We start from the raw sequence: 26084 nt of genomic DNA on the forward strand, positions 1-26084 counted from the left end.
CCGTCCGCCTGGGCATCCGGGTCCACGCCGCAGCCATGCGACCGACCCGGGAGGAACCCGTGACCGCGTCCGTACCCGCACAGCCCCGCCACCCCGCCCTGGCGGGCACCGATCCCGAACTCGCCGCCCTCGTGGCCGCCGAGGAGCAGCTCCAGGCGGACACCCTGCGCCTGATCCCCAGCGAGAACTACGTCTCCGCCGCCGTGCTCGAAGCGTCCGGCACGGTGCTCCAGAACAAGTACTCCGAGGGCTACCCCGGCAAGCGCTACTACGAGGGCCAGCAGATCATCGACCAGGTCGAGACGCTGACCGCCGAGCGCGCCAAGGCCCTCTTCGCCATGGACCACGCCAACGTCCAGCCGTACTCCGGCTCACCCGCCAACCTCGCCGTCTACCTGGCGTTCCTCAAGCCCGGCGACACCGTGCTCGGCATGTCCCTGCCCATGGGCGGCCACCTCACGCACGGCTGGGGCGTCTCCGCCACCGGCACCTGGTTCAACGGCGTCCAGTACGGCGTGCGCCGCGACACCGGCCGCGTCGACCTGGACGAGGTCCGCGACCTGGCCCTCGCCGAGCGGCCGAAGCTCATCTTCTGCGGCGGCACCGCCGTGCCCCGCACGATCGACTTCGCGGGCTTCGCGCAGATCGCCCGCGAGGTGGGCGCGGTCCTGGTCGCGGACATCGCCCACATCGCGGGCCTGGTCGCGGGCGGCGCCCACCCCTCGCCCGCGCCGCACGTGGACGTCGTCTCCACCACCACCCACAAGACCCTGCGCGGTCCGCGCGGCGCGATGCTCCTCAGCCGCGCCGAGCACGCCCGCGCCCTGGACCGCGCCGTCTTCCCCGGCCTCCAGGGCGGCCCGCACAACCAGACCACGGCGGCCATCGGCGTAGCCCTGAAGGAGGCGGCCACCCCGGACTTCCGCGCCTACGCCCACGCGGTGGTGGCCAACGCCCGCGCGCTGGGCGAGGAGCTGGCGGCCCGGGGCTTCGACCTCGTCTCCGGCGGCACCGACAACCACCTGCTGCTGGTGGACCTCACCGGCAAGGACATCCCCGGCAAGCCGGCGGCCAAGGCCCTGGACCGCGCGGGCATCGTCGCCAACTACAACGCCGTCCCCTACGACCCCCGCAAGCCCTTCGACCCCTCCGGCATCCGCCTCGGGACGCCAGCGCTGACGTCGCGGGGCATCCCGGCCTCGGAGATGGCCACGATCGCGGGGTGGATCGACCGCGTGGTCACGGCGGCCCGGGCGGGCGACGAGTCCGTGATCACCGAGGTCCGCGCCGAGGTGAAGGAACTGATGGACGCGTACCCGGCCCCGGGGCTGCCGGTCGCCTGAGCCGCCGCACACGACAGTGCCCCGCACCGGAGCGGTCCGGTGCGGGGCACTGCGGAGGCTGTCAGCCCTGGGCGGCGTACGCGATGAACTCGTTCCACGTTGCGGGGGAGAGGGCGAGTTCGGGGCTGTGCTGGTCCTTGGAGTCACGGACGTGGACGGCGGCGGGGCAGGCGGCGACCTCGACGCAGTTGTCCCCCTCGGAGCCGCTGTGGCTGGACTTGCGCCAGTCCATGGCCACCTCGACACAGGCGTCACCCTGCGAGCCGCTGTAGCTGCTCTTGAACCAGGTCAGACCGGACGTGCTCATAGCGCTCCTCGCATTCGCTTCAGCAGGCTCAGCGAGTCCTCGGGAGTCAGAGCCTGTGAGCGCAGTTTCGCATACCGCTGCTGGAGGATGCTGATCTCTTTCGGATCAGAGATCAGCCGCCCGTTCTGCTGGCCCTCCGAGTAGGCGAACCATCGGTGTTCGGGCGTCTCCGCCAGCAGGATCGGACCATCCGTGCCTGCGTGGTGTGGCTGACGCGTGGGCATGATCTGAAACTCCACGTTCCAGTTCCCCTCGATCAATTCGATCAAGTGGTCCAGGAGTTCACGCGTAACGTCGTCTCCGCCCGTGTGCCGCTCCAGCACCGACTGCTCCACGATGAAGCTGAACGCCGTAGGCGGCTTCCGATGGATGGACAGCAGCTCCTGCCGGGCCAACCGTGCCGCGATCCGCTGCTCCAACTCCTCCGGGTCGGGCAGGGGCGGCACGTCGAGCGAGATGGCCCGTGCGTACGCCTCGGTCTGCAACAGGCCCGGGATCACCCGGCAGTCGTACGTATAGAGGCTGATGGCCGTCGCCTCCAGGCGCGCCCACTGCACGAACCAACTCGCCAGTCCCGCCTGCCGGGACAGGAACGGCGCTGCCTTCCGCAGTGCGCCCGTGTTGCCGAGCACCGGTTCCGCGCTCTGCACGAAGCCGAGGTCCGGCATCCGGCGGCCCTGCTCGATGGAGGCGATCGTGTGCTTCGAGTAGCCGACGAGTGACCCGAACTCCTCGCGGCTCAGGCCCGCGTGTTCGCGTAGGGCATGGACGACCGCGCCGAAGGTGCGCAGACTGTCCGAAGCCTCCGGCTCCGTACCGCCCGCAGATCCCGTACCGCCGTCCGTGTTCCCGTAGGCCATCGTGGCCACCTTTCGCGCCGCACCCCGTCGTACCGCTTCTGACTCGGTGTCATGGTCGCGGTGGGGGTTACGTACTGTCCACCAGGCGTGTGCGTACGCTGACGCAGCGTACGCGCTGCGGACCTGGTGCGAGCGAGGTTTTTCGGCGTTGCGTGCGAAGGGCCACGGTGAGGCGTCGACCGCATGTACGTTCCCGCCATGGACATGGACAAAACGAGCGAGAACGCGGAGTCGCGGTTCTCCGCTCTCCTCGCCGCTGCGGCGAGGCTTCCGGGCGTACGGATCGACCGGGAGGCGTACCTCCGGACTGCACTGCGCCGTCACTGCTCGGAGGAGGACATCCGCAGGGCGACCGAGGAGACCCCGGCGGCGGCGGGCATACCTCTCGACGTCCTGGACCGGGTGGCGAACGAGTCGATCCGCTACGAGACCGCCAAGGTGAGCGCGATATCGGCGGCCACCGGCCTTCCCGGCCTCCTCGCCATGCCCGCCACCGTGCCGGCCGATCTCGCCCAGTACGTCGGTCACATGCTGCGCATCGCGCAGAAGCTCGCCTATCTCTACAGCTGGCCCGACCTGTTCTCCGGCGAGGACGACCTGGATGACGCGACCAGGAGCGTGCTCACGCTCTTCTTCGGGGTGATGTTCGGGACTCAGTCCGCGAACGCGGCCGTGGGGAAGGTGGCGGAGGCGATGGCCAAGCAGGTCGCCAAGACGTTGCCGAAGAAGGCGCTGACCAAGGGCGTCGTCTATCCGGTCGTGAAGAAGATCGCGCAGCACCTCGGCGTCAGCATGACGAAACAGACGTTCGCCAAGTCCGTATCGAAGGCTGTTCCCGTCGTCGGGGCGGTGGTGTCCGGCGGGTTCACCTTTGCGACCTTCCTCCCCATGGCCAAGCGGCTCAAGAAGCATCTCTCCGGCCTGGAGATCGCAGAGCCGACCGGTCAGGTCATCGTGGGCGAGACCGTGCCGCCCACGGATGGGGTGAACGTCCCGAAGCAGAGCCGCGATTGGCGGCTCGTCCGGCGCCGTAAGGAAGTCGAGGAGTGATCGCCCGCTCGGATCTCGGATCTCGGATCTCGGGTGCCGGGTGGCGCGTTCAGGATGCCGCTTGAGCTTCGGGCTCCGAGACCCGAGCGGTGTTCTTCATCGGGCGGGAAAAGCCGGAAAGGGGTAACCCTCCCACCCTCCCTATCCCGTCACGGCCAGCAAGTATGACTAATAGTGAGCGAGTTGCAGCGGAAAGTCGCGGCTGCGTACGGTGCCCCCAACGAAACGACCCCGACGCGGTGTTCACAGCACCGGCCGGGGTCTGACCCAAGATCGACCCAACAGAAAGTCCCGATCTCATGGCTGCCCAGCACTTTAGTCCCGCCCTGCCCGCCTCCGCCGAAGGCCCCCGCCCGCCCCGCGCGGCCCGTACCGGCTACGGCAAGCGCTCCGCGCCCGGCCAGGACTCGCCCCGCCCCGCCGACTTCACCGGCCTCCCCGCGCGCGAGCGGTACGTCGCGGCGTACATCGACCGTCTGCCCGAAGGCGCCGCCATGGACATCAAGTCGCTGGCCAAATCCCTCCCCCTGTACGGCCAGATGGCCATCGGGTCCGCCCTGCGCGCGCTCGCCGTGGCCGGGCACCTGCGCCGCGTACGCCGCCGGGTCGACGGGGACGGCCAGTGCCGCTGGGTCACGTACACCTACTGGTCCCGGACCGCCCGCGACAACGAGTGGTGGACTGCCGCGCTCTCCGGGGCGCCCGCCGCCCCGGTGGACGTACCCCCGCAGCGCACCGCCCCCGAGCCGCCCGACCCGCCGAAGCCGAAGCCGGAGGCTCCCGCCGCACCCTCCGCCGCGTACCTCGCCCTCGCCGGACTCGGCCGCCGCGAACCCCGGCTGGCGCTCTCCGCCGCCGACTGCGCCGCCCTGGAACCGCTTGCCGCCGCCTGGTTCGCACGTGGTGCGAGCGCCGAGCACCTGGCGTCGGCACTCACCGCCGGACTCCCGGAGCCCGTCACGCACCCGCTCGGCCTGGTGCGCCGCCGCCTCACGGACAAGATGCCGCCGCACATCCCGGACGCGCCCGGCCCCGCGAACGGCCTCCGGGTCGAGTGCGTCGAATGCGGCCGTCCCGGCCCGGCGGACGCCCTCCCGGACGGCCTCTGCCGCCCTTGCCGGGGCTCGCAGGCACAGACCGCGCCCCCAGGCGCCGCCGACGGGGTCCCGGCCCGCGTTGCCGGGCTCCGCGAGCTGCTGCGGACGCCCTGAGCGCGTACGCTCACCCGGTCGACGCGGACAAGGCCCCGTCGAGATAGTCCTGTACCGGCTCGAACAGTCCGTACGGCACGTACTCCGGGATATCGCCGTGGGCGACCCAGGCAAGCTCGGCCAGCTCCTCGGTATCGGCGACGTGAGCTGTGCCGCCCAGGATCTGGCAGGCTGTGTAGGACATGAGGCGGCCCGTCTTGGGGTGAACGCGCTCGCCGAGCAGCTTGACCGCCTCGACGGTCAGCCCGGTCTCCTCTTGGGTCTCCCGTACAGCGGCGTCCTCGCGGGTCTCGCCGGGCTCGACCTCGCCGGCAGGGAACTGCCAGGAGAGCTGTCCCTCGCTCACCCGGCGGCGGACCATGAGCACACGGCCTTCGTGAACGACGATGGCGGCGGCGATGCCTGGCCGCTCATCCGTGGTCTGCTGCGTCACGTCTGCTCCTCCAGGGCGGCCAGGACGGGTGGGAAGATCGTATCGACGGAGATGAAGCGGGGCACCGCGTTTCTGGGCACCCACATCACGTCGATGTTCTCTGCGGTGTCGCTGTTGGTGGCTTCACCGGCCAGGTACTCGCAGAGGAAGTACTCACACAGGACTCCGGTGGCCGGGTGCAGCCGGTTCCCGAGATGCTTGCGTACCGCGCAGTGGACCCCTGTCTCGTCCAACGTCTCGCGCACCGTGGTGGTCTCCGCCTTTCCGCCGGGCTTGATGACGCCAGCCGGGAACTGCCATGTGATCCCCGCAGCGTCGCTGTCCCGACGGCAGACCAGAAGGACGTCGCTCTCGCGGGCGACTACCGCGATGGCCACACGCAGTGCCTGCGCACCGGGTGGGACTGAGTCTGACGGCGGCTGCTCCTTCGCCAGCAGAAGCGCGAAGCGCTGACGTGCGGCGGGCGGGGCCTGCTCGTGCGCCGTGTCGAGCAGCTGCTGCATCTCCCGGCGAGGCGTGACGGACGAGTCAGCATGCCACGCCGCCACTGTCCTGACCGCAATGCCCAGGTGAGCGGCGAACTGTTCGTTCCCGAGCCGTAGAGCGGACTGCAGCAGGCACGCGTACCGGCCACTCCAGCGCTCGACCACGTCCACAAGGACTGCCCCCTCATCGCTGTCGCAGTGCAGGAACGCCGTCAGGCCGTACTGCACTCCTGCTGCACCGGCACTGCATTGGCTCGCGCTAAGAGCGCCGGAAGAATCGAAGTCATCGGGAGCCGGGGAAGTCGCTGCTCGTAGCTCGGCACCTGGGAGAAGCGCAAGAGGCGCGAAAGCCGCCGGACGACCGTAGGGAGATTCTAGGTGCGCTCGCTCAGCGGATAATAGATATGGGCAGGTTGGCCAGAACAGGACGCTGGGGACAGGCTCCCCTTTCACGCGGATGATCGCCATGCTGGCGCCTTGACCGCACGTCTGAACCATCCGGCCAGCGCCGGTAACCTCATCGGACGACGGCTGATAGCACGTCATGTTCGTTATCACGCAAGGCGAAAGGGAAAGTCAATGGCCGAGGTTCAGGCACACACTGTCGAGCGCACGCTCGTCCTGCTCAAGCCCGATGCGCTGGCGCGTGGCCTGGCAGGAAGGGTCATCTCGCGGTTCGAGGACGCGGCACTGAAGATCGTCGGCACGAAGATGAAGTGGATGGACGAGGAGTTCACCCGCAAGCACTACTTCGACCTGGAGGAGCGGCTGGGGGCCGAGGTGTACAACGTCACCTCGACGTTCATGCAGCGGGGGCCGGTCATCGCCCTGGTGCTGGAAGGCTTCGACGCAATCGCGACGGTCCGCAAGATCGTCGGTAGCACGTACCCGAACCAGGCTCCGGCCGGCACGGTGCGGGGAGACCTCTCCCACTACAGCTCGGGGGCCAGCATCGCCTCCGGCAAGGCGGTCGCGAACCTCGTGCACGCCTCCGGAAACGCGGAGGAGGCCAAGCAAGAAGTGGAGCTGTGGTTCGAGAAGGACGAACTGCAGGACTACAAGACGCTGGCCGAGATCTACACCTACTAGCAGCGGGTCACGGCGTCACCGCGGGGACGCCTGGGCGTTGATCACTACTGGGGCACGACCGTTTGAACCGAGAGGGCACCATGACCAACCAGACCCGCCTTGCCTCCACCGACGAGCTGGAGTCGATCTTCCAGCGCGAGCTGGCGACCGACCGCTGGGCGGCCACCGAGACCGCTTACGCCTTGGCCGTACGCCATCGTGACCTGGGTGACTGGCCCGCGTCGCGCGAATGGGTTCAGCAGTGCCTGCGTCTGCTGGAGGGTTTCCCCAGTGAGACGGAGGAGCAGGTCGCCACCCGCCGCACCTCGGCAGGAGGAGTCTCGCTGCCGACCTACCTGCACTCAGGGATCGTCGAGGCACGCTTCGGCGACCTCGGCTGAGACCTACCGATTGACCTGGGTGATGCGGCTGGCACCCGCATCGGCCGCATCACCCAGCTTGACCACCAACCTCATAGCGGTGCCCGATCGGACCGCCCCGCACGACAGGGTCCGGGTGGCTTCGCCATGCCCGAAGCAAGGAGACAGGCCGTGGCCGTCGAGATCGAGATGCGCGCCCGATTCACCAAGGAGATTCACGACCAGCTCGTAACCCGCCTGAATACGGATGGCGAGGACCTGGGCCCCGACGACAAGCACATCTACTTCTACGTGCTGCCCGACCAGCTCTTGAAGGTCACTGACAATACGGCCGCCGGCACCGCCAAGATCACCCTCAAGGGGAGCAAGATCGGGCAGGGTGCGGCCTTCGCGGAGACGGAGTTCGCCATCGCCCCCGCCGACGTTCCCGCCGCGGTGAAGGTGTTCAACGCCCTCGGATTCGAAACGGTGATGCACGAGGCGTTCAACTTCCGTCACAACTTCCGCTTCCGGGAGGTCGAGATTGCGGTCAAGTGGAGCGAGGCGTGGGGCTACCACGCCGAGTTCGAGGTCCTGCTGGAAGACGGGGCCTCGGACGCCGCCCGCACCGAGGCCGAGGCCACGATCACGGACGTCGCCGCGGCGCTCGGCGTGCCCCTGATGACGGAGCAGGAGCTGGCCGACTTCACCGCCGCCTTCGAGGCGGCCGAGAAGGAACGCAAGGAGCGCGAACAGCAGGCCGCGCCGATCCGGTAGGGAACATCACCGCGGAGACCACCAAGGGGGTGGGCACGAGTGAGCACGACCCCGCTGACCACAAGTCTCATCGACCTGGCTGCCCGAGGGCAGCTCCCGCTCCACCAGCACATGGACCACGCCACCGCCGCATGGATCAGCGAGCACAGGCCCGACTTCTCGCCGACGTCGGCACCGGTGCTGCGCCCACAGTCGAAGGAACTGCTCGTGCACGGCGGATTGCCGACACAGTGGTGGGCAGATCCCCGGCTGTACACGTCGCTCCACGGCGTGCGGCACGCCATGAGGACGGCGGCGCTCGCTGCCGTCCTCGCCGAGGCGAACGGCCTCGACGACGCCGACGTCACCACGGCGATCCTCGCCGCCGCCGTACATGACTGCCAGCGACGCAACGACCAAGAGGACCGCGGACATGGCGCCCGCGCGGCCGTCTGGCTCGCGGCGAACGCCGACGCCGTCTGGGGACACTTCGGCCTCGCCGCCACACCACGGCGGATCGTGCAGGCGGCCACGGCCGTACGGCTGCACGACCTCCCGTACGAGGAGTTCGCGGCCGACGACAAGGCCGACCACGCCCGCGCCGAGCGCATCACCGACGTGGTCAAGGCCGCCGACGCCCTGGACCGCTACCGCTTGCCCAAGCTCAAGTGGTGGCCCGACTCCCGGTACGTCCGGGAACCCGCCTTCGAGCAGCTGCGTGGGCTCGCCTTCGATCTGGTCCTGGTCTCGGAGCGGGCTTACCTCGCCGGGGCCAGCGGTCCCGCAGCCGTCCGTTACGCGCTTGCCGAGAAGGGCCTGGTCTGACCATGGACTTCCTTGACGCCTATCACTTGTGGGCTGATGCTCACGCCTTCTTCGACTCCGCTCTCACACCGAGCGTCACCGACCATGCCGCGCCACTCGGCGGCAAGACCGCGGCGTGGGACAGGCGCCTTGCCGAGGACACCCCGAACGGGCACCTGCTGCGGCAGAACGCTCTCTTCGAGGCCCTCAGCGGAAACGGCAAACTGCACCTGCTGCACGTCACCCACGCCCTGGAGGAGATCAGCCGACAGGGCGTCCTCTACCCGTCGGGCGGCTGCCTTGTCGGAAGCATCTACTGCGCGCCGCTCACCGCGACCGAGCAGGGCTTCCGCATGCACAACCTCGGCGCGTACGTCCTGACGAAGGAGGCGCCGACCTTCCTGGCCAAGCTCGGCGTCACCGATCGGGTCCCTACCCCGCTGATCTTCGAGATCGTCACCCCGCCGCAGGCGTATCGCGGGCTCGCCGGTGTGGACTACCTGCGGCTGGGTCTCATCCACCTGCAGATCTACAGCCACCTCGAATACCTGCTGAGCAAGAACGAACGCCACCAGCTGCGCGAGACCGTCGTCAGCCGGGTCAAGAACTCGGCAGCGTTCCTCGCTGCCGCTGCCGCCGTCGCCTACCAGGGCGCCCAGGTCGATGCCGAGCCATTCCTCAAGCTGCTCGACGAGACAATCCCCCGCCTGCCGATCCTCGGCTACCTGTACTTCGAAGCGGTCGCCGAGTACCTGATGCTCCACTCGACGTCTCACCACACCCGGCGCTTGGCCGAACTCGGCGAGCTGAACAACTGGCTGTACAAGGAAATGCTGTTTGCCTCCTTCCCCGCCATGGCCGGCAAGTTCGACCTCGCGACGTTCCGTCCCCGTCCGAAGCAGCTGGCCGCGCTCATCCACCGAGTCGACCCGACCATCGACACCAGCCACGCGAGCGCGTACCTGGTCGAGCGGATCAGCTACCTCGTCGCCGCCCGCTTCTTCGCGCCTGGCGATGCACCCGAAGCCTGGCACCGCAGGCGCTGGGAGTTCGACTCCCTGGCTACCCAGCTCGGACCGCTCCTCGGCCACCTCATCCACCGGGAACTGCGCACCTTCGGCCGCTACCCCGACTTCTACTTCTACTTCGACCAGCACAAGGCCCTGCAAGCCTGGAACTACTGGAACCACATGGACATCGTCGCCCCGTTCAACGGCACGATGCCCAAAGGCGAGATCGGCATCAACCCGGCCTACCCCCACCTCGACTACCGCGTCTGGCGCGCCGAGCAGGACGACACCGGCCACCTCCACGCGGCCGAAGAGCTCGCGCTGACCATCGCCCCGCGGCTGGTGGACATCAAGTACACCCTCATGCGCAACAACCAGTGGGCAGCTCCCGCACCCAGCCCTGCCTGATCAACACCACCGATCGCGGCACACCACCCCGAGCCACCTCACACGCAGGAGATCCGTGATGAGTCCCTCCGGCATGCCCTCCATCGACCTCCTCGGCGAGCAGATCGCCTCGGTCCTCGCCGACCCCGCCACCACCCACGGCCTTGCCCGCGCCCTCCGGGCCGCCGCCAAGGAGATCGAGCTCCACCGCTATCACCACGCCAGTCGACGCGCCTGGCCCAGCGGCCGCATCGACGGCAAGCCCGCCAAGGTCCAAATCGGCGGCGGAGCCCACCGCATCGACGGCTTCTTCAACATCGACCTCGTCCCGCCGGCCGACCTCCTCTGGGACATCCGCGAGGGCATCCCCCTCCAGGGCGACAGCACCGACGAGATCTTCTCCGAGCACTTCCTGGAGCACATCGACTACCCGCGCTCGGCCAAGCACTACGTCCGCGAGGCCCACCGCGTCCTCGTGCCGGGCGGCCGGATCATCACCGGCGTTCCCGACGCCGCCTTCGCCCTGAGCCAGTACCCCGGTCCCCTGAACGCCACCGACGAGACGATCGAGCGCTGGTACGCCAAGCGCGACTGCCGCAGCGACATCAACACCCGGCTCGACCTCGTGAATCTCGTCTTCCGCGACCAGGACGACGACCCCACGTACACTCCGCACCTGTGGGCCTATGACTACGAAAAGCTCGTCCAGCTCTTCACCGAGGCCGGCTTCACCACCGTCGGACCCTGGCCGTTCGACCCCACCATGGCCAACCCGAAGCGCCGCTGGGGCAGCGTCTACGTCGTTGCCACAAAGTAGCCCACAGGCCGCCCGGCTTCGACGCGACCGACGCCCTACGACTTGCTGAGCCGGCGCCGGAGCGCAGCCCGCCCGGCGCTACCTTCGCCGCGCACGACGTGCGCGCGTACGGTCACCTGGAGTACGCGGATGATCACTGGTGCGCGCCACGGGCGTACCGCCAGATTGTCGGCATGACACCACAGCCCCTCGCGGTCGCCCCCCACACTCCGGCCACCGCCGACGCGTTCACCCAGCGCTTCAGCTCCACCCCGCGCGGCGCCCGGCTCGCCCGGCGGCTCGCACTGCACCAGCTCGACGCCTGGGGCATGCCGCACGGCAGCACGGCCTCCGACACCGCCGCCGTGCTCGTGGCCGAACTCGCCGCCAACGCCGTCACGCACGGCCGCGTCCCCGGCCGCGACTTCGAGCTGTCCCTGCGGCTCACCGGCCGGACCCTGCGCATCGAGGTCTCCGACGCCCGGGGCGAACGCCGCCCGCCGTCCGGGGCAGTGGCCGAGCCCCCACCGCTCGCCGAGGAGGGGCGAGGACTGCTCCTGGTGGCAGCCCTCGCCACACGGTGGGAGGTACTGGACCGGGCCCCGGTGGGCAAGACGGTCGCGGCGGAGCTGGAGCTGGCGAGCTGACGGACCGCGTTCGCTCAGACGGTGACGATGAGGGCCGCCACCGCGAACAGCGCCGCCGCCGTGCCGGCCAGCGCGCTGAGCACGCCGATGCAGCGGAAGAGCGCTGCGGGCCAGGCGAAACGCGACGTGGCGGGCACTCCCGCGTTGAGCGCCCACAGCGCGATGCCCTCTTTGTGGCGTCGCGCCATCTCGGTGGCGTTCCGGACCATCCGCAACCCGAAGACCGTGAAGATGAGCGCGATGAGCAACCCCACGACGATGACAAACATGTTCCCCCCCCTGGGCACACGCGCCACGGACGGCGCGGCCCGACCGTATACCCATACGCGAAGACCCCGACTACGCCCCCGCGCCTCGAGGAGGAGCGGTCAGATCTTGATCACGGTCGCGCGTCCACCGCAGAGGGTCATGAGGTCCTCCGGATCGGAGGTGAGGATCGTGACCGGTCCAGGTGCGGTCAGAGCGGTAGCGGCGAGCATCGCGTCGGTGGCGTACTTGTGGCCGTGCAGACCGGCATCGGCGAGAAGCGTGGCGGCGTGCCGGGCGATCGGTTCGGTGATCGGTTCGATGACCAGACGGGAGAGCGTCCACTCCAGGGCCGGGCGGTTGATGCGGGGGTGGATCACTTCGACGAGGGTGGCCGCCGAGGTGATCGCGCGCAGGTCGTCGGCGCGTGCCAGAGCGAGCCAGCCGATGGCGGCCCGGTCGCGCAGGACGGCCTTGGCCAGTCCTTCGCTGTCAAGGACGAGGGTTCCGCCGGGGGCTGCGGGAGACAGGGTCACGCCGCGTTCGCTCCGGGCTCGGTCTGTTCGCGCCGTGCCCGGGTCAGTTCGTCCCGCAGGGACTGGATCTCATCGTCCGTGACAGGTCCGTGTTCGGCCTCGGCGACCGTGATGAGTTCGTTGAGGTTGTCGCGCTCGATCTGGCGGGCGACGGCCGCGGCTACATAGGCGGACAAGCCGGAGGGGCCGCTGCGGGCCTTGGCGGCTTCGGCGATGTCGCGCGGCATGGTGATCGAGTACTTGCCGGTAGGCTCGCTCATGCCACTTATCCTACTGCTTATCCTCCCATCGGGGGGGCGACGTGGTTAAGCGGCCGGGGCCCCGCCACGTGGGCCGTGTGTGGCTCGACATCAAAAAAGAGGTTCCCGACCCGCGTCGCGGGTCAAGAACCTCTTTGGCACTTCTTCCGAAGTGCCCCCGGCAGGATTCGAACCTGCGCACCCGGCTCCGGAGGCCGATGCTCTATCCCCTGAGCTACGGGGGCGTATCGCTGTGCTGCTTGGCGACGGGGGAAACACTACCAGCTCCGACGGGGTGCCCGTGAACAGGTATTCCGCGTCATCGCGTGACGGCGTGTGCCCCCTCGTACGCACATCCGGCCATCCTCGTGGACCCTCCTCCGGGGGCGGAAGTGGGCAAAACCCGGACGCAGCCCTTCCGCCGCGCCTACCCTCGAAGGGTGTCTGGGGCATGCGGCCGCGTGCTTGTTGTCGACGACAACAAGGTCATCCGGCAGTTGATCAGGGTCAATCTCGAGCTGGAGGGCTTCGAGGTCGTGACCGCGGGCGATGGTGTCGAGTGTCTGGATCTCGTGCACCGGGTCCGCCCCGACGCGATCACGCTCGATGTGGTCATGCCCCGGCTCGACGGCCTCCAGACCGCCACCCGGCTGCGGTCCGATCCGCGCACCGAGCGTCTGCCGCTCGCGATCGTCAGCGCCTGCACGCCGTACGAGGTGGACCACGGGGTCGCCGCCGGGGTGGACGCGTTCCTGGCCAAGCCGTTCGAGCCGGGCGAGCTGGTGATGCTCGTGCACCGGCTCGTCGAGCGCGGCCGGTCGTCCGTGCCGGCCGCCGGGCCGGGCGCCGGGCGGGCGGAGAGCGCCGCCGGCTGACCGCATGGCGAAACCGGTTCGCGAAGGGCCCCCCTCCCTCCCATACGCTTGTCCCGTGACCCCCGTCGACCTCTCCACGACCGTGCTGCACGCCGTGCGCCGCGCGGTCCGCGAGGACGCCCTTCACGCGCCCGTGCCCGCGCGCGTGCGGGTGGAGAGGACCCGGCCCGGCGGGCGCGGCGACTACGCCAGCGCCGTCGCCCTCCAGCTCGCCGGACCCGCCGGCCTCGCCGCCCGCGAGGTCGCCGAGATCCTGCGCGACCGGCTCGCCGGAGCCCCCGGAGTCGCCGGAGTCGAGATCACCGGACCCGGCTTCCTCAACTTCACGCTCGACGCCGCCACCGGCGCCGCCGCCCACCGCGACCTCGTCCACCGGGTGCGGGAGCAGGGGGAGCGGTACGGGTACGGGGACGCCCTCGCCGGACAGCGGGTGCGGCTCGTCCACGCCCGCGAGGTCCGGGCCGCCGTCACCGCCGACGCGGTCCGCCGCCTCCTGGCCGCCCAGGGCGCCGCCGTACGCGTCAGCTGCGCGGGGGAGCCGGATGCGGACTGGGCGCGGCTCGGGGTGAGCGCGGAGGCGTACGAGAGGGAGCACGCGGAGGCGCCCGCCGACGCCCCCGGCGAACCGCCCGCCCCCCTACGCCCCGTCCCCGCAGGCGACACCACCGCCGTCCTCCTCGCCCGGCTCGGCCCCGACGCCGCCCGCTGGGGCCTCCTCCGCGCCGCCGGGCACGACCGTGCCCCCCTCGGGCCCGAACTCATCGCGCAGACCGAGGCCAACGCCCTCTTCCGGGTCCGCTACGCACACGCCCGCGCCCGTGCCCTGGTCCGGGAGGCCGGCCGGCTCGGCGTCACCGTCGCGGGGCCCGGCGAGGACATCGACACCGCCGGGGCCGACACCCTGCTCACGCTGCTCGACGCGCACCCCGCCGTCCTGGCGGCCGCCGCCCTGCACCGCGCCCCCGACCGGCTCGCCCGGCACCTCGAAGCGGTGGCCGCCGCCTTCTTCGACTTCCACGACGCCGCCCACCCGCTCCCCGCCGGGGACGAGAAACCCTCGGCCGCCCACCGCTCCCGGACGGCCCTCGCCGAAGCCGCCGGGACGGTGCTGGCCGGCGGCCTGTCCCTGCTCGGCGTCAGCGCGCCCGAACACCTCTGAACACCCGAAAGAGCAGAGCCACACGATGAGCCGATCCGCACACCCCGCCGGACCCCGTCACGCCGACGTCATGTCCGACGGCCACTACCTCGCCCCCGCCGACGACCTCAACGTCCTCGACGAGAAGGTGTGGTCCCGCACGGTCACCCGCGACGAGCACGGGGCGGTGACCGTCGGCGGGCTCACGGTGTCCCGGCTGGCCGAGGAGTTCGGCACCCCCGCCTACTTCCTGGACGAGGCCGACTTCCGGGCCCGCTGCCGCGCCTGGTCCGACGCCTTCGGGCCGGGGGCCGACGTCTTCTACGCCGGCAAGGCGTTCCTCTCCCGGGCGGTCGTGCGCTGGCTCAGGGAGGAGGGGCTCAACCTCGACGTCTGCTCGGGCGGCGAGCTGGCCACCGCGCTCGACGCCGGGATGCCCGCCGAGCGCATCGCCTTCCACGGCAACAACAAGACCGTCGAGGAGATCGAGCGCGCCGTCGCGGCCGGCGTCGGGCGCATCGTCCTCGACTCCTTCCAGGAGATCGTCCGCGTCGCCCACATCGCGCAGGGCCTCGGCAAGCGCCAGCGCGTCCAGATCCGGGTCACCGTCGGCGTCGAGGCGCACACCCACGAGTTCATCGCCACCGCCCACGAGGACCAGAAGTTCGGGATCGCGCTGGCCGGCGGACAGGCCGCCGAGGCCGTGCGCCGGGCGCTCACCCTGGACGGGCTCGAACTCGTCGGCATCCACTCCCACATCGGCTCCCAGATCTTCGACATGGCCGGCTTCGAGGTCTCCGCCCGCCGCGTCGTGCAGCTGCTCGCCGAGGTGCGCGACGAGCACGGCGTCGAGCTGCCCGAGATCGACCTCGGCGGCGGCCTCGGTATCGCGTACACCTCCGAGGACGACCCGCGCGAACCGCACGAGATCGCCAAGTCGCTCGGCGACATCGTGACCCGCGAGTGCGAGGCCGCCGGGCTCGCCACCCCCCGCATCTCGGTCGAGCCCGGCCGCGCCATTGTCGGCCCGACCGCCTTCACGCTGTACGAGGTCGGCACGGTCAAGCCGCTGGAGGGCCTGCGCACCTACGTGAGCGTCGACGGCGGCATGTCGGACAACATCCGCACCGCGCTGTACGACGCCGAGTACAGCGTCGCGCTCGCCTCGCGGACCTCGGACGCCGAACCGATGCTCGTCCGGGTCGTCGGCAAGCACTGCGAGAGCGGCGACATCGTGGTCAAGGACGCCTATCTGCCGTCCGACCTGGCCCCCGGCGACCTGATCGCCGTGCCCGCCACCGGCGCGTACTGCCGCTCCATGGCGAGCAACTACAACCACGCCCTGCGCCCGCCGGTCGTCGCCGTGCGGGACGGGGAGGCGCGGGTGATCGTCCGGCGCGAGACGGAGGAAGATCTCCTGCGTCTCGACGTCGGCTGATGCCGTATTTCCGGGGGCGTACCACGGTATCCCCGTAAACATCTCAGGATCCGGACGGGTGGCGGGAACACCCGTCCGGTGAGTGAGACTGGTCCGTACTACAGGTGTAAAGGAAACGAGGTCGGATGATGCGTACGCGTCCGCTGAAGGTGGCGCTGCTGGGCTGTGGTGTGGTCGGCTCAGAGGTGGCGCGCATCATGACGACGCACGCCGACGACCTCACGGCGCGCATCGGCGCCCCGGTGGAGCTCGCCGGCGTCGCCGTCCGCCGGCCCTCCAAGGTGCGCGAGGGGATCGACCCCGCCCTGGTCACCACGGACGCGACCGCCCTGGTCAAACGCGGCGACATCGACGTCGTCATCGAGGTCATCGGCGGCATCGAGCCCGCCCGTACGCTGATCACGACCGCCTTCGAGCACGGCGCGAGCGTCGTCTCCGCCAACAAGGCCCTGCTCGCCGAGGACGGCGCCGCCCTGCACGCCGCCGCCGAGCAGTACGGCCGGGACCTCTACTACGAGGCCGCCGTGGCCGGTGCCATCCCGCTCGTCCGGCCGCTGCGCGAGTCCCTGGCCGGCGACAAGGTCAACCGGGTGCTCGGCATCGTCAACGGCACCACCAACTTCATCCTCGACAAGATGGACACCAGCGGCGCCGGCTACTCCGAGGCGCTGGACGAGGCCACCGCCCTCGGTTACGCGGAGGCCGACCCCACCGCCGACGTGGAGGGCTTCGACGCCGCCGCGAAGGCCGCGATCCTCGCCGGGATCGCCTTCCACACCCGGGTCCGCATCGGCGACGTGCACCGCGAGGGCATCACCGAGGTCACCGCCGCCGACATCGCGTCTGCCCGCCGCATGGGCTGCACCGTCAAGCTCCTCGCCATCTGCGAGCGCGCCGCCGACGGCGCGTCCGTGACGGCCCGCGTCCACCCCGCGATGATCCCGCTGAGCCACCCGCTCGCCTCGGTGCGCGAGGCGTACAACGCGGTGTTCGTGGAGGCCGAGGCGGCCGGACAGCTGATGTTCTACGGCCCCGGCGCGGGCGGGGCGCCCACCGCGTCCGCGGTCCTCGGCGACCTCGTGGCCGTCTGCCGCAACAAGCTCAACGAGGCCCCCGGGCCCGGCGAGTCCGCGTACACGCGCCTGCCGGTGAGCCCCATGGGCGACGTCGTCACGCGGTACCACATCAGCCTCGACGTGGCCGACAAGCCGGGCGTGCTCGCCCAGGTCGCGACGGTCTTCGCCGACCAGGGCGTATCCATCGATACGGTCCGCCAGCAGAGCCGGCCGGACAGTCAGGAAACCGACGGCGAGGCATCGCTCGTCGTCGTCACCCACCGCGCGCCCGACGCCGCCCTCTCCGGGACCGTCGAGGCGCTGCGCAAGCTCGACACCGTGCGCGGTGTCGCCAGCATCATGCGTGTTGAAGGGGAGTAAGGACCCATGACCACCAAGGGCACCCACCAGTGGCGCGGCATCATCGAGGAGTACCGGGACCGCCTCCCGGTCACGAGCACGACGCCGGTCGTCACGCTCCGTGAGGGCGGCACGCCGCTCGTCCCCGCTCAGGTCCTCTCCGAGCGCACGGGCTGCGAGGTGCACCTCAAGGTCGAGGGCGCCAACCCCACCGGGTCCTTCAAGGACCGCGGCATGACCATGGCCATCACCCGGGCCAAGGAGGAGGGCGCGCAGGCCGTCATCTGCGCCTCCACCGGCAACACCTCCGCCTCGGCCGCGGCCTACGCGGTCCGGGCCGGCATGGTCTGCGCGGTCCTCGTGCCGCAGGGCAAGATCGCGCTCGGCAAGATGGGCCAGGCGCTCGTGCACGGCGCCAAGATCCTCCAGGTCGACGGAAACTTCGACGACTGCCTGACGCTGGCCCGCTCGCTCTCGGACAACTACCCCGTCGCGCTGGTCAATTCGGTCAACCCGGTCCGTATCGAGGGCCAGAAGACCGCCGCGTTCGAGATCGTCGACGCGCTCGGCGACGCCCCGGACATCCACGTCCTCCCGGTCGGCAACGCGGGCAACATCACCGCGTACTGGAAGGGGTACACCGAGTACGCCGCGGACGGCGTGTCGACGCACAAGCCGCGCATGTGGGGCTTCCAGGCGTCCGGCTCCGCGCCCATCGTGCGCGGCGAGGTCGTCAAGGACCCGTCGACCATCGCGACCGCGATCCGGATCGGCAACCCGGCCTCCTGGGACTTCGCGCTGGCCGCGCGGGACGAGTCGGGCGGCTTCATCGACGAGGTCACGGACCGTCAGATCCTGTCCGCCTACCGCCTGTTGGCCTCGCAGGAGGGCGTCTTCGTGGAGCCCGCGTCGGCCGCGTCCGTCGCCGGTCTGCTCAAGGCCGCCGAGGAGGGAAAGATCGACCCCGGCCAGAAGATCGTGTGCACGGTGACCGGGAACGGCCTCAAGGACCCCGACTGGGCCGTCGCGGGCGCCCCGCAGCCCGTCACCGTCCCGGTCGACGCGGCCGCCGCCGCCGAGAAGCTGGGCCTGGCGTAACCACGTCACGCGTGGCCCCTCCCCGGGCCGGTCCGCGCAGCGGCCCGGGGAGGCGCCCGCGCTCGCGACGAGGCGTCAGAAAAGGCCTCTACCGGCCCTTTCCGGCGACAAGAGCGCACCGCGGGCGTGCGACACGCATCGTGCGCCTCCTGTGCGCCCTATGTCGCCACAGAACCTTCCTTCGATAAGCTGTCCCCAACCCGCCCCGCCGCGTCTGCCGGGGTGCCCCGGGCCGTTGCGGCTCCCCCGAAGAATCCCCGCCCGCAGCCCCCGGAACCCCCGCCGCCTCACAAGGAGAGTCGTCACAGCGATGGCCGGTCCCGCCTTCCGAGCCGCCGCCGTCCGGGTGCGCGTCCCCGCGACCAGCGCCAACCTGGGCCCCGGTTTCGACGCCCTCGGCCTGTCGCTCGGCCTGTACGACGACGTCGTCGTCCGCGTCGCCGACTCCGGACTGCACATCGACATCGCCGGTGAGGGCGCGGACACCCTGCCCCGCGACGAGAAGCACCTGCTCGTACGGTCCCTGCGCACCGCCTTCGACCTGCTCGGGGGACAGCCCCGCGGCCTGGAGATCGTCTGCGCCAACCGCATCCCGCACGGACGCGGCCTCGGTTCCTCCTCCGCCGCCATCTGCGCCGGAATCGTCGCCGCCCGGGCCGTGACGACCGGGGGCGACGCCCGGCTGGACGACGCGGCCCTGCTGGAGCTCGCCACGGAGATCGAGGGCCACCCCGACAACGTCGCGGCCTGCCTGCTCGGCGGATTCACGCTCGCCTGGATGGACGGCGCCTCCGCCCGCGCGATCAGGATGGACCCCGCTGATTCCATCGTTCCGGTGGTTTTCGTCCCCGGCAAGCCGGTGCTCACCGAGACCGCCCGCGGCCTCCTGCCGCGCACCGTCCCGCACGTCGACGCCGCGTTCAACGCCGGCCGTGCCGCCCTCCTCGTCGAGGCCCTGACCAGGCGCCCCGAGCTGCTGCTCACGGCCACCGAGGACCGGCTGCACCAGGACTACCGCGCGCCCGCCATGGCCGAGAGCGTCGAACTCGTGGCCCGGCTGCGCGCCGAGGGCGTCCCCGCGGTCATCTCCGGCGCCGGTCCGACGGTGCTGGCCCTGGCCGGGGACGGCGCGGCCGACAAGGTCGCCCGACTGGCGGGCGAGGGATGGGCGGCCAACCGGCTCGCTCTCGACGCGCAGGGCGCGAGCGTTCTGCCGCTCTCGGGCTAGGCCGAGAGGCTGCTGGCCGAGAAGTGATTGCCGGTGAGGGAGAGGGGGAATGTTTGTTGGAGCCGGTAGTGTTAATCTCAAGTCTGCAATCGACGTCCATGAGGCGCGTTGCTTCGTGTCCCCTTCGGGACCACCATTTCTTCCGGGAGCCCCCCCAACTGCCTGAGCAGCCTGCCTGAGCAGTTGCGAGCACGCTCCGGAACCGGCACGACACCCCTCCGCTCATCCAGGAGTGGGCCGAGCAGGGGGATGCTCGCGCCGGGCACACGCACACCTCATCTCTCCGCCGTTCCATCCGGCGGACCACCGCCCCGGCACGGGCCGCACCAACCGAGGACCGCAGCCGGACAGCACAACCGGTCGCCGAGCCAGAAGGCCGACGTCCGCTCCAGGGAAGGACCCTTCGTGAGCGACACCACCGATCTGATGGGCGTGACTGCCGACAAGAACGTCGACAGCGCCGCGCCCGCCGAAGGTGCTGCCACTGGCACCACCGCACGGCGCCGCCGCTCCGGCACCGGCCTTGAGGGCATGGTCCTGGCCGAGCTGCAGCAGGTCGCGTCCGGCCTCGGCATCAAGGGCACCGCGCGGATGCGCAAGGGCCAGCTGATCGAGGTCATCAAGGAGGCCCAGGCCGGCGGCGGCTCCACCGCCCCCAAGGCCAAGGCCACCGAGGCCCCCGCCGAAGGCGCCGAGACCAAGCCGAAGCGCCGCGCCACCTCGAAGGCCCGCACCGGCGCCGACGAGGCCCCGGCCGCCGCGCCCGCCGACAAGGCCACGGCCCAGCAGCAGATCGACATCCCGGGCCAGCCGGCCAGCGACGACCAGCCCGCGGGCGAGCGCCGTCGCCGCCGCGCCACCGCGCAGGCGGGCAGCCCGGAGAGCAAGCCGGACGCCAAGGCGCAGAGCAAGGACCGCGCCCAGGACGAGCCGAAGCAGGAGCAGAAGCACGAGGCGCCCGCCGAGGACCGCTCCGGCGAGTCCAAGGCCGAGGCCGGCGCGGACAACGCCGAGGGCCGCCGCGGCGACCGCGGCGACCGCCAGCGCGGGGACCGGGGCGAGCAGCGCCGCGACCGCCAGCGCGACCGCCAGCGCGGCAAGGGCGACGACCAGGGCGGCAACCGCCGTCAGGGCGGCGGCCAGAACCAGGGCGGCAACAACGGCCCGCAGGACGACTTCGACGACGAGGGCGGCCGGCGCGGCCGGCGCGGACGCTACCGCGACCGCCGCGGCCGTCGCGGACGCGACGACTTCGCGAGCGACGCCCCGCCCGTCACCGACGACGACGTCCTGATCCCCGTCGCGGGCATCCTGGACATCCTCGACAACTACGCGTTCATCCGGACCTCCGGCTACCTGCCCGGCCCGAACGACGTCTACGTCTCGCTCGCCCAGGTCCGCAAGAACGGCCTGCGCAAGGGCGACCACGTCACCGGTGCGGTGCGCCAGCCCAAGGACGGCGAGCGCCGCGAGAAGTTCAACGCGCTGGTCCGCCTCGACTCGGTCAACGGCATGGCGCCGGAATCCGGCCGCGGCCGCCCCGAGTTCCAGAAGCTGACCCCGCTCTACCCGCAGGACCGGCTCCGCCTGGAGACCGACTCCAACGTCCTGACGACGCGGATCATCGACCTGGTCGCCCCCATCGGCAAGGGCCAGCGCGGTCTGATCGTGGCCCCGCCGAAGACCGGCAAGACCATGATCCTCCAGGCCATCGCCAACGCGATCACGGTCAACAGCCCCGAGTGCCACCTGATGGTCGTCCTCGTGGACGAGCGTCCGGAAGAGGTCACCGACATGCAGCGGTCGGTGAAGGGCGAGGTCATCTCCTCGACCTTCGACCGCCCCGCCGAGGACCACACCACCGTCGCCGAGCTGGCCATCGAGCGCGCCAAGCGCCTCGTGGAGCTGGGTCACGACGTGGTCGTCCTGCTGGACTCGATCACCCGCCTGGGACGCGCGTACAACCTCGCCGCCCCGGCCTCCGGCCGCATCCTGTCCGGTGGTGTCGACTCGACCGCGCTCTACCCGCCGAAGCGCTTCTTCGGTGCCGCGCGCAACATCGAGGACGGCGGCTCGCTGACCATCCTGGCCACCGCGCTGGTCGAGACCGGCTCGCGCATGGACGAGGTGATCTTCGAGGAGTTCAAGGGCACCGGCAACATGGAGCTCAAGCTCGACCGCAAGCTCTCCGACAAGCGGATCTTCCCGGCGGTGGACGTCGACGCGTCCTCCACCCGCAAGGAGGAGATCCTGCTCGGGAGCGAGGAGTTGGGAATCGTCTGGAAGCTGCGCCGGGTGCTCCACGCCCTCGACCAGCAGCAGGCCATCGAGCTCCTGCTCGACCGGATGAAGAAGACCCAGTCGAACGCGGAGTTCCTGCTCCAGATCCAGAAGACGACGCCGGCCCCGGGCAACAACGACTAGTCGTCGCCCCTCCGGCAGCACACAGGGCCGCCCCCGCACCCCCGGTGCGGGGGCGGCCCTGTGCCGTACCCCGTTGCCGTCCCGAGACCTTCGCCACACGGGCGCCGTCGCGCGGCACCTTCGTACGACCGTTGCATGGTCCACGAAACCGCAGGTGAGCGCCGGAATACCGGCCGGCACGGCCGCCGTGCGAGCCGTTCTGGACCCACACGGGGGCCACAGCCGCCTGTGCCACGCTTCTTGTCGCCGCCAACGCAAGGGGGTAGCCGACGGAACGAGGGAGACGCATGAGCGAGCGAAGTGGGAGCAGTGGCCGAATACGGGCCACCGGCAAGCGCCGGAAGAAGCCGTCCCGCGGCCGCAGGGCGACGCGGATCGCCGTCTGGAGCCTGGCCGGCGCGGTCGTCGTGGGCGGTGCGGGGCTCGGCTACGCGTACGTCCACCTCAACGGCAACCTCCAGGCCGTCGACATCAACACCGCGCTCGGCAAGGACCGCCCCGAGAACGTCGACAACGGCTCCGAGGACATCCTCGTCCTCGGCTCCGACTCCCGCTCCGGCGCGAACGGCGAGTACGGCGCCGACGAGGGCGCGGCCCGCTCCGACACCGCGATGGTCGTCCACGTCAACAAGGGCCACAGGACCGCGAGTGTGGTCTCCATCCCGCGCGACACCCTCATCACCCGGCCCGACTGCACCGGCGACGTCAGCGGCAAGCCCGTGGCCGGACAGCAGCGCGCCATGTTCAACACGGCGTACGAGGTCGGCGGACCGGCCTGCGCGGTCAAGACCGTCGAATCCATGTCCGGCGTCCGCATGGACCACTACGTCGAGGTCGACTTCACCGGCTTCAAGAAGCTGATCGACAAGCTCGGCGGCGTCGGGATCACCACCACCGAGGCGATCGACGACCCCGACAGCCATCTGGACCTCCAGCCGGGCACCCACACCCTGAACGGCGAGCAGTCCCTCGGCCTGGTCCGCACCCGGCACAGCGTCGGCGACGGCAGCGACCTCGGCCGCATCCAGCTCCAGCAGGCGTTCATCAAGGCGCTGATGCAGCAGGTCAAGAGCGTGGGCGTGTTCGACGGCACCAAGCTGTACGGCATCGCGGACACCGCCACCAAGGCCGTCACCACCGACTCCGACCTCGGCTCGGTCACCAAGCTCGCGGGCTTCGCCAAGGGCCTCAAGGGCCTCGGCTCCGACAACGTGAACATGGTGACCCTGCCGGTCCAGTACGACCCCGCCGACCCCAACCGCGTCATCCCGCTGGAGAAGGCCGACCAGCAGGTCTGGGACGCGCTGGGCGCCGACAAGCCGATCCCCGCCTCCGCGACGAAGCAGTCGGCGGGCGACAAGGGCGACGCGGGCAAGATCGTCCGGTGACCCCGGCCCCCGGCCGCGCCCGGGGGGAATACCCGGCCGTCCCCCCTGGTTTTGGGAGATACGGCCGGTCCTGGCAGACTGGTACGTCGGCCCCGGTTCACGGACGCGCAATCCGCGCGTACGACCCGGAGCCCTCCCGAACCTAGGAGACACCCTTGAAGCGCGACATCCACCCCCAGTACGTCGAGACGCAGGTCAGCTGCACCTGTGGCGCGTCGTTCACCACCCGCTCCACGCTGGACAGCGGCACCATCCGTGCCGAGGTCTGCTCCGAGTGCCACCCGTTCTACACGGGCAAGCAGAAGATCCTCGACACCGGTGGCCGTGTGGCCCGCTTCGAGGCCCGCTTCGGCAAGGGCGCCAAGGCCGCCGGCAAGTAGCGAGCCGTCCGCGCCGGTCCGCGGCGCCCTCTTCCCGGGGGCGCCGTGGCCGGCGTTTTTTTCCGGTCCGGGCACGGGGTCTCCGTACCCCGGCCCCGGCAGGCACCCACCGGCCGGCAGGCACGACGAGCGAAGGAACCAGGAGCCGAGATGTTCGAGGCGGTCGAGGAACTGATCGGCGAGCACGCCGATCTCGAGAAGCAGCTCGCCGACCCCGCGGTCCACGCCGACCAGGGCAACGCGCGCAAGCTCAACAAGCGCTACGCGGAGCTGAGCCCGATCGTCGCGACGTACCGCTCCTGGAAGCAGTCCGGTGAGGACATCGAGACCGCCCGCGAGTTCGCCGCCGACGACCCCGACTTCGCCGCCGAGGTCAAGGAGCTGGAGCAGCAGCGCGAGGAGCTCACCGAGAAGCTCCGCCTCCTGCTCGTCCCCCGGGACCCCAGCGACGACAAGGACGTGCTGCTGGAGATCAAGGCCGGGGCGGGCGGCGACGAGTCCGCGCTGTTCGCCGGCGATCTGCTGCGCATGTACCTGCGCTACGCCGAGCGCGTCGGCTGGAAGACCGAGATCATCGACTCCACGGAGTCCGAGCTCGGCGGCTACAAGGACGTCCAGGTCGCCGTGAAGACCAAGGGCGGCAACGGGGCCACCGAACCCGGCCAGGGCGTCTGGGCCCGGATGAAGTACGAGGGCGGGGTGCACCGCGTGCAGCGCGTGCCCTCCACCGAGTCCCAGGGCCGCATCCACACCTCCGCCGCCGGTGTCCTCGTGACGCCCGAGGCCGAGGAGGTCGACGTCGAGATCCACGCCAACGACCTGCGCATCGACGTGTACCGCTCGTCCGGCCCCGGCGGCCAGTCCGTCAACACCACCGACTCCGCCGTCCGCATCACGCACCTGCCGACCGGCGTCGTCGCCTCCTGCCAGAACGAGAAGAGCCAGCTCCAGAACAAGGAGCAGGCGATGCGCATCCTGCGCTCCCGGCTGCTGGCCGCCGCCCAGGAGGCCGCCGAGCAGGAGGCTTCGGACGTACGTCGCAGCCAGGTGCGTACGGTCGACCGGTCCGAGAAGATCCGGACGTACAACTTCCCGGAAAACCGGATCTCGGACCACCGCGTCGGCTTCAAGGCGTACAACTTGGACCAGGTGCTCGACGGAGACCTGGACGCGGTCATCCAGGCGTGCGTCGACGCCGACTCCGCCGCCAAGCTGGCAGCCGCCTGAGCCCACCGCCCGCCCCGCCCCGCTCGTGACCCCGTACGGAGAACCGCGATGAACCTGCTGCTCGCCGAGGTGGCCCAGGCCACCCAGCGGCTGGCCGACGCCGGTGTTCCCTCACCGAGATTCGATGCCGAGGAACTCGCCGCGTTCGTGCACGGCGTCAAGCGGGGCGAGCTGCACAACGTGCCGGACGCCGACTTCGACGCCCGCTACTGGGAGACCATCGCCCGCCGCGAGGCCCGCGAACCGCTCCAGCACATCACCGGACGCGCCTTCTTCCGCTACCTGGAGCTCCAGGTCGGCCCCGGCGTCTTCGTGCCCCGCCCCGAGACCGAGTCGGTCGTCGGCTGGGCCATAGACGCCGTCCGCGCGATGGACGTCGTGGAGCCGCTGATCGTGGACCTGTGCACCGGTTCCGGCGCCATCGCCCTCGCCATGGCCCAGGAGGTCCCGCGCTCCCGCGTGCACGCCGTGGAGCTGTCCGAGGACGCCCTGAAGTGGACCCGGAAGAACGCCGAGAACTCGCGCGTCACCGTCCACCGCGGCGACGCGCTCACGGCCCTGCCCGAGCTGGACGGCCAGGTCGACCTGGTCATCTCCAACCCGCCGTACATCCCGCTCACCGAGTGGGAGTACGTGGCGCCCGAGGCGCGCGACCACGACCCCGAGATGGCGCTGTTCTCCGGCGAGGACGGCCTCGACACCATCCGGGGCATCGAACGCACCGCGCACCGCCTGCTCCGCCCCGGCGGCCTCGTCGTCATCGAGCACGCCGACACCCAGGGCGGCCAGGTGCCCTGGATCTTCACCGAGGAGCGGGGCTGGGCCGACGCGGCCGACCACCCCGACCTCAACCGGCGCCCCCGGTTCGCCACGGCCCGCAAGGCGATGCCGTGACCGGGGGGCGCCACCCGTACCAGCCCTACCCGTACATGCTTG

General features: G+C 70.7%; 28 protein-coding genes and 1 tRNA gene. 21 read left to right on the forward strand and 8 right to left on the reverse strand.

Annotated features, from left to right (window positions below):
* The first annotated feature begins 35 nt into the window (after window positions 1-35).
* Entirely contained in the window at window positions 36-1343 is a 1308-nt protein-coding gene (gene glyA, locus ACLQ2N_RS01365; RefSeq protein WP_425808449.1) for a serine hydroxymethyltransferase, read from the forward strand.
* A 61-nt stretch (window positions 1344-1404) separates the two neighbouring features.
* Here glyA and ACLQ2N_RS01370 read toward each other — a convergent pair whose 3' ends face one another.
* Together ACLQ2N_RS01370 and ACLQ2N_RS01375 are read right to left on the reverse strand one after the other, a co-directional pair.
* A complete protein-coding gene (locus tag ACLQ2N_RS01370) occupies window positions 1405-1650 on the reverse strand; it encodes a DUF397 domain-containing protein (protein ID WP_425808450.1) in 246 nt (81 codons plus the stop codon).
* On the reverse strand, window positions 1647-2510 hold the full coding sequence (locus tag ACLQ2N_RS01375; RefSeq protein ID WP_425808451.1) for a helix-turn-helix domain-containing protein: 864 nt from the start codon (window positions 2508-2510) through the stop codon (window positions 1647-1649). Before ACLQ2N_RS01375 ends, ACLQ2N_RS01370 begins: the two co-directional genes overlap by 4 nt.
* Before the next feature lie 198 nt (window positions 2511-2708).
* Here ACLQ2N_RS01375 and ACLQ2N_RS01380 point away from each other — a divergent pair, with 198 nt between their 5' ends.
* Together ACLQ2N_RS01380 and ACLQ2N_RS01385 are read left to right on the forward strand one after the other, a co-directional pair.
* Complete coding sequence (locus ACLQ2N_RS01380; RefSeq protein ID WP_425808452.1) at window positions 2709-3560, forward strand: hypothetical protein; 852 nt, start codon at window positions 2709-2711, stop codon at window positions 3558-3560.
* Between the two features lie 299 nt (window positions 3561-3859).
* Window positions 3860-4771 carry a MarR family transcriptional regulator gene (locus ACLQ2N_RS01385; protein ID WP_425808453.1) on the forward strand — a complete coding sequence of 304 codons (912 nt, stop codon included), beginning with the start codon at window positions 3860-3862 and terminating at the stop codon, window positions 4769-4771.
* 10 nt (window positions 4772-4781) lie between these two features.
* Here the strand turns inward: ACLQ2N_RS01385 and ACLQ2N_RS01390 are convergent, their stop codons facing one another.
* Both ACLQ2N_RS01390 and ACLQ2N_RS01395 read right to left on the reverse strand, forming a co-directional pair.
* On the reverse strand, window positions 4782-5204 hold the full coding sequence (locus ACLQ2N_RS01390; protein ID WP_425808454.1) for an NUDIX hydrolase: 423 nt from the start codon (window positions 5202-5204) through the stop codon (window positions 4782-4784).
* On the reverse strand, window positions 5201-5860 hold the full coding sequence (locus tag ACLQ2N_RS01395) for an NUDIX hydrolase (protein ID WP_425808969.1): 660 nt from the start codon (window positions 5858-5860) through the stop codon (window positions 5201-5203). The genes ACLQ2N_RS01390 and ACLQ2N_RS01395 overlap by 4 nt, the downstream gene beginning before the upstream one ends.
* A gap of 408 nt (window positions 5861-6268) precedes the next feature.
* On the opposite strand from ACLQ2N_RS01395, the gene ACLQ2N_RS01400 reads away from it, so the two are divergent.
* From ACLQ2N_RS01400 to ACLQ2N_RS01430, 7 genes are all read left to right on the forward strand, one after another.
* On the forward strand, window positions 6269-6778 hold the full coding sequence (locus tag ACLQ2N_RS01400; protein ID WP_425808455.1) for a nucleoside-diphosphate kinase: 510 nt from the start codon (window positions 6269-6271) through the stop codon (window positions 6776-6778).
* A gap of 80 nt (window positions 6779-6858) precedes the next feature.
* Window positions 6859-7158 carry a hypothetical protein gene (locus tag ACLQ2N_RS01405; RefSeq protein ID WP_425808456.1) on the forward strand — a complete coding sequence of 100 codons (300 nt, stop codon included), beginning with the start codon at window positions 6859-6861 and terminating at the stop codon, window positions 7156-7158.
* 150 nt (window positions 7159-7308) lie between these two features.
* The gene (locus ACLQ2N_RS01410; protein WP_425808457.1) at window positions 7309-7893 is read left to right on the forward strand and encodes a CYTH domain-containing protein; all 585 of its coding nucleotides are present in this window, start codon (window positions 7309-7311) and stop codon (window positions 7891-7893) included.
* A 39-nt stretch (window positions 7894-7932) separates the two neighbouring features.
* Window positions 7933-8697 carry a hypothetical protein gene (locus ACLQ2N_RS01415; RefSeq protein WP_425808458.1) on the forward strand — a complete coding sequence of 255 codons (765 nt, stop codon included), beginning with the start codon at window positions 7933-7935 and terminating at the stop codon, window positions 8695-8697.
* 2 nt (window positions 8698-8699) lie between these two features.
* The gene (locus tag ACLQ2N_RS01420; RefSeq protein ID WP_425808459.1) at window positions 8700-10094 is read left to right on the forward strand and encodes a hypothetical protein; all 1395 of its coding nucleotides are present in this window, start codon (window positions 8700-8702) and stop codon (window positions 10092-10094) included.
* 58 nt (window positions 10095-10152) lie between these two features.
* Window positions 10153-10890, forward strand: coding sequence for a class I SAM-dependent methyltransferase (locus ACLQ2N_RS01425; protein ID WP_425808460.1), 738 nt, complete (start codon window positions 10153-10155; stop codon window positions 10888-10890).
* 173 nt (window positions 10891-11063) lie between these two features.
* The gene (locus tag ACLQ2N_RS01430) at window positions 11064-11516 is read left to right on the forward strand and encodes an ATP-binding protein (RefSeq protein ID WP_425808461.1); all 453 of its coding nucleotides are present in this window, start codon (window positions 11064-11066) and stop codon (window positions 11514-11516) included.
* Between the two features lie 14 nt (window positions 11517-11530).
* Here ACLQ2N_RS01430 and ACLQ2N_RS01435 read toward each other — a convergent pair whose 3' ends face one another.
* The 4 genes from ACLQ2N_RS01435 to ACLQ2N_RS01450 form a co-directional block, all read right to left on the reverse strand.
* Window positions 11531-11785 (reverse strand): hypothetical protein, encoded by a 255-nt coding sequence (locus tag ACLQ2N_RS01435; RefSeq protein WP_425808462.1) that lies wholly within the window; start codon window positions 11783-11785, stop codon window positions 11531-11533.
* A gap of 99 nt (window positions 11786-11884) precedes the next feature.
* The gene (locus tag ACLQ2N_RS01440) at window positions 11885-12298 is read right to left on the reverse strand and encodes a PIN domain-containing protein (protein ID WP_425808463.1); all 414 of its coding nucleotides are present in this window, start codon (window positions 12296-12298) and stop codon (window positions 11885-11887) included.
* Window positions 12295-12558, reverse strand: coding sequence for a CopG family transcriptional regulator (locus ACLQ2N_RS01445; RefSeq protein WP_425808464.1), 264 nt, complete (start codon window positions 12556-12558; stop codon window positions 12295-12297). The genes ACLQ2N_RS01440 and ACLQ2N_RS01445 overlap by 4 nt, the downstream gene beginning before the upstream one ends.
* A gap of 152 nt (window positions 12559-12710) precedes the next feature.
* Window positions 12711-12782 (reverse strand) — tRNA-Arg (locus tag ACLQ2N_RS01450).
* A 216-nt stretch (window positions 12783-12998) separates the two neighbouring features.
* Between ACLQ2N_RS01450 and ACLQ2N_RS01455 the strand changes: the two genes are divergently transcribed.
* The 11 genes from ACLQ2N_RS01455 to prmC all read left to right on the forward strand — a co-directional run bounded on the left by ACLQ2N_RS01455 (window position 12999) and on the right by prmC (window position 26042).
* On the forward strand, window positions 12999-13412 hold the full coding sequence (locus ACLQ2N_RS01455; RefSeq protein WP_425808971.1) for a response regulator: 414 nt from the start codon (window positions 12999-13001) through the stop codon (window positions 13410-13412).
* Window positions 13413-13467: 55 nt separating this feature from the next.
* Window positions 13468-14571 (forward strand): ArgS-related anticodon-binding protein NrtL, encoded by a 1104-nt coding sequence (gene nrtL / locus ACLQ2N_RS01460; protein ID WP_425808465.1) that lies wholly within the window; start codon window positions 13468-13470, stop codon window positions 14569-14571.
* Between the two features lie 25 nt (window positions 14572-14596).
* Window positions 14597-15988, forward strand: coding sequence for a diaminopimelate decarboxylase (gene lysA, locus ACLQ2N_RS01465; protein WP_425808466.1), 1392 nt, complete (start codon window positions 14597-14599; stop codon window positions 15986-15988).
* Between the two features lie 125 nt (window positions 15989-16113).
* Window positions 16114-17424 carry a homoserine dehydrogenase gene (locus ACLQ2N_RS01470; protein ID WP_425808467.1) on the forward strand — a complete coding sequence of 437 codons (1311 nt, stop codon included), beginning with the start codon at window positions 16114-16116 and terminating at the stop codon, window positions 17422-17424.
* 6 nt (window positions 17425-17430) lie between these two features.
* On the forward strand, window positions 17431-18501 hold the full coding sequence (gene thrC / locus ACLQ2N_RS01475) for a threonine synthase (RefSeq protein WP_425808468.1): 1071 nt from the start codon (window positions 17431-17433) through the stop codon (window positions 18499-18501).
* A gap of 310 nt (window positions 18502-18811) precedes the next feature.
* A complete protein-coding gene (gene thrB / locus ACLQ2N_RS01480) occupies window positions 18812-19729 on the forward strand; it encodes a homoserine kinase (protein WP_425808469.1) in 918 nt (305 codons plus the stop codon).
* Between the two features lie 405 nt (window positions 19730-20134).
* Window positions 20135-22153, forward strand: coding sequence for a transcription termination factor Rho (gene rho, locus ACLQ2N_RS01485; protein WP_425808470.1), 2019 nt, complete (start codon window positions 20135-20137; stop codon window positions 22151-22153).
* Between the two features lie 287 nt (window positions 22154-22440).
* On the forward strand, window positions 22441-23541 hold the full coding sequence (locus ACLQ2N_RS01490; protein WP_425808471.1) for an LCP family protein: 1101 nt from the start codon (window positions 22441-22443) through the stop codon (window positions 23539-23541).
* A 155-nt stretch (window positions 23542-23696) separates the two neighbouring features.
* The gene (gene rpmE / locus ACLQ2N_RS01495; RefSeq protein ID WP_018102644.1) at window positions 23697-23921 is read left to right on the forward strand and encodes a 50S ribosomal protein L31; all 225 of its coding nucleotides are present in this window, start codon (window positions 23697-23699) and stop codon (window positions 23919-23921) included.
* 150 nt (window positions 23922-24071) lie between these two features.
* Window positions 24072-25148 carry a peptide chain release factor 1 gene (gene prfA / locus ACLQ2N_RS01500; RefSeq protein ID WP_425808472.1) on the forward strand — a complete coding sequence of 359 codons (1077 nt, stop codon included), beginning with the start codon at window positions 24072-24074 and terminating at the stop codon, window positions 25146-25148.
* A gap of 48 nt (window positions 25149-25196) precedes the next feature.
* Window positions 25197-26042: a peptide chain release factor N(5)-glutamine methyltransferase gene (prmC, locus tag ACLQ2N_RS01505; protein ID WP_018102642.1), complete on the forward strand. Its 846-nt coding sequence runs from the start codon at window positions 25197-25199 to the stop codon at window positions 26040-26042.
* The last annotated feature ends 42 nt before the right edge of the window (window positions 26043-26084 follow it).

It is taken from the genome of Streptomyces sp. DT224 (assembly GCF_049844595.1).
Taxonomy (GTDB): Bacteria; Actinomycetota; Actinomycetes; order Streptomycetales; family Streptomycetaceae; genus Streptomyces.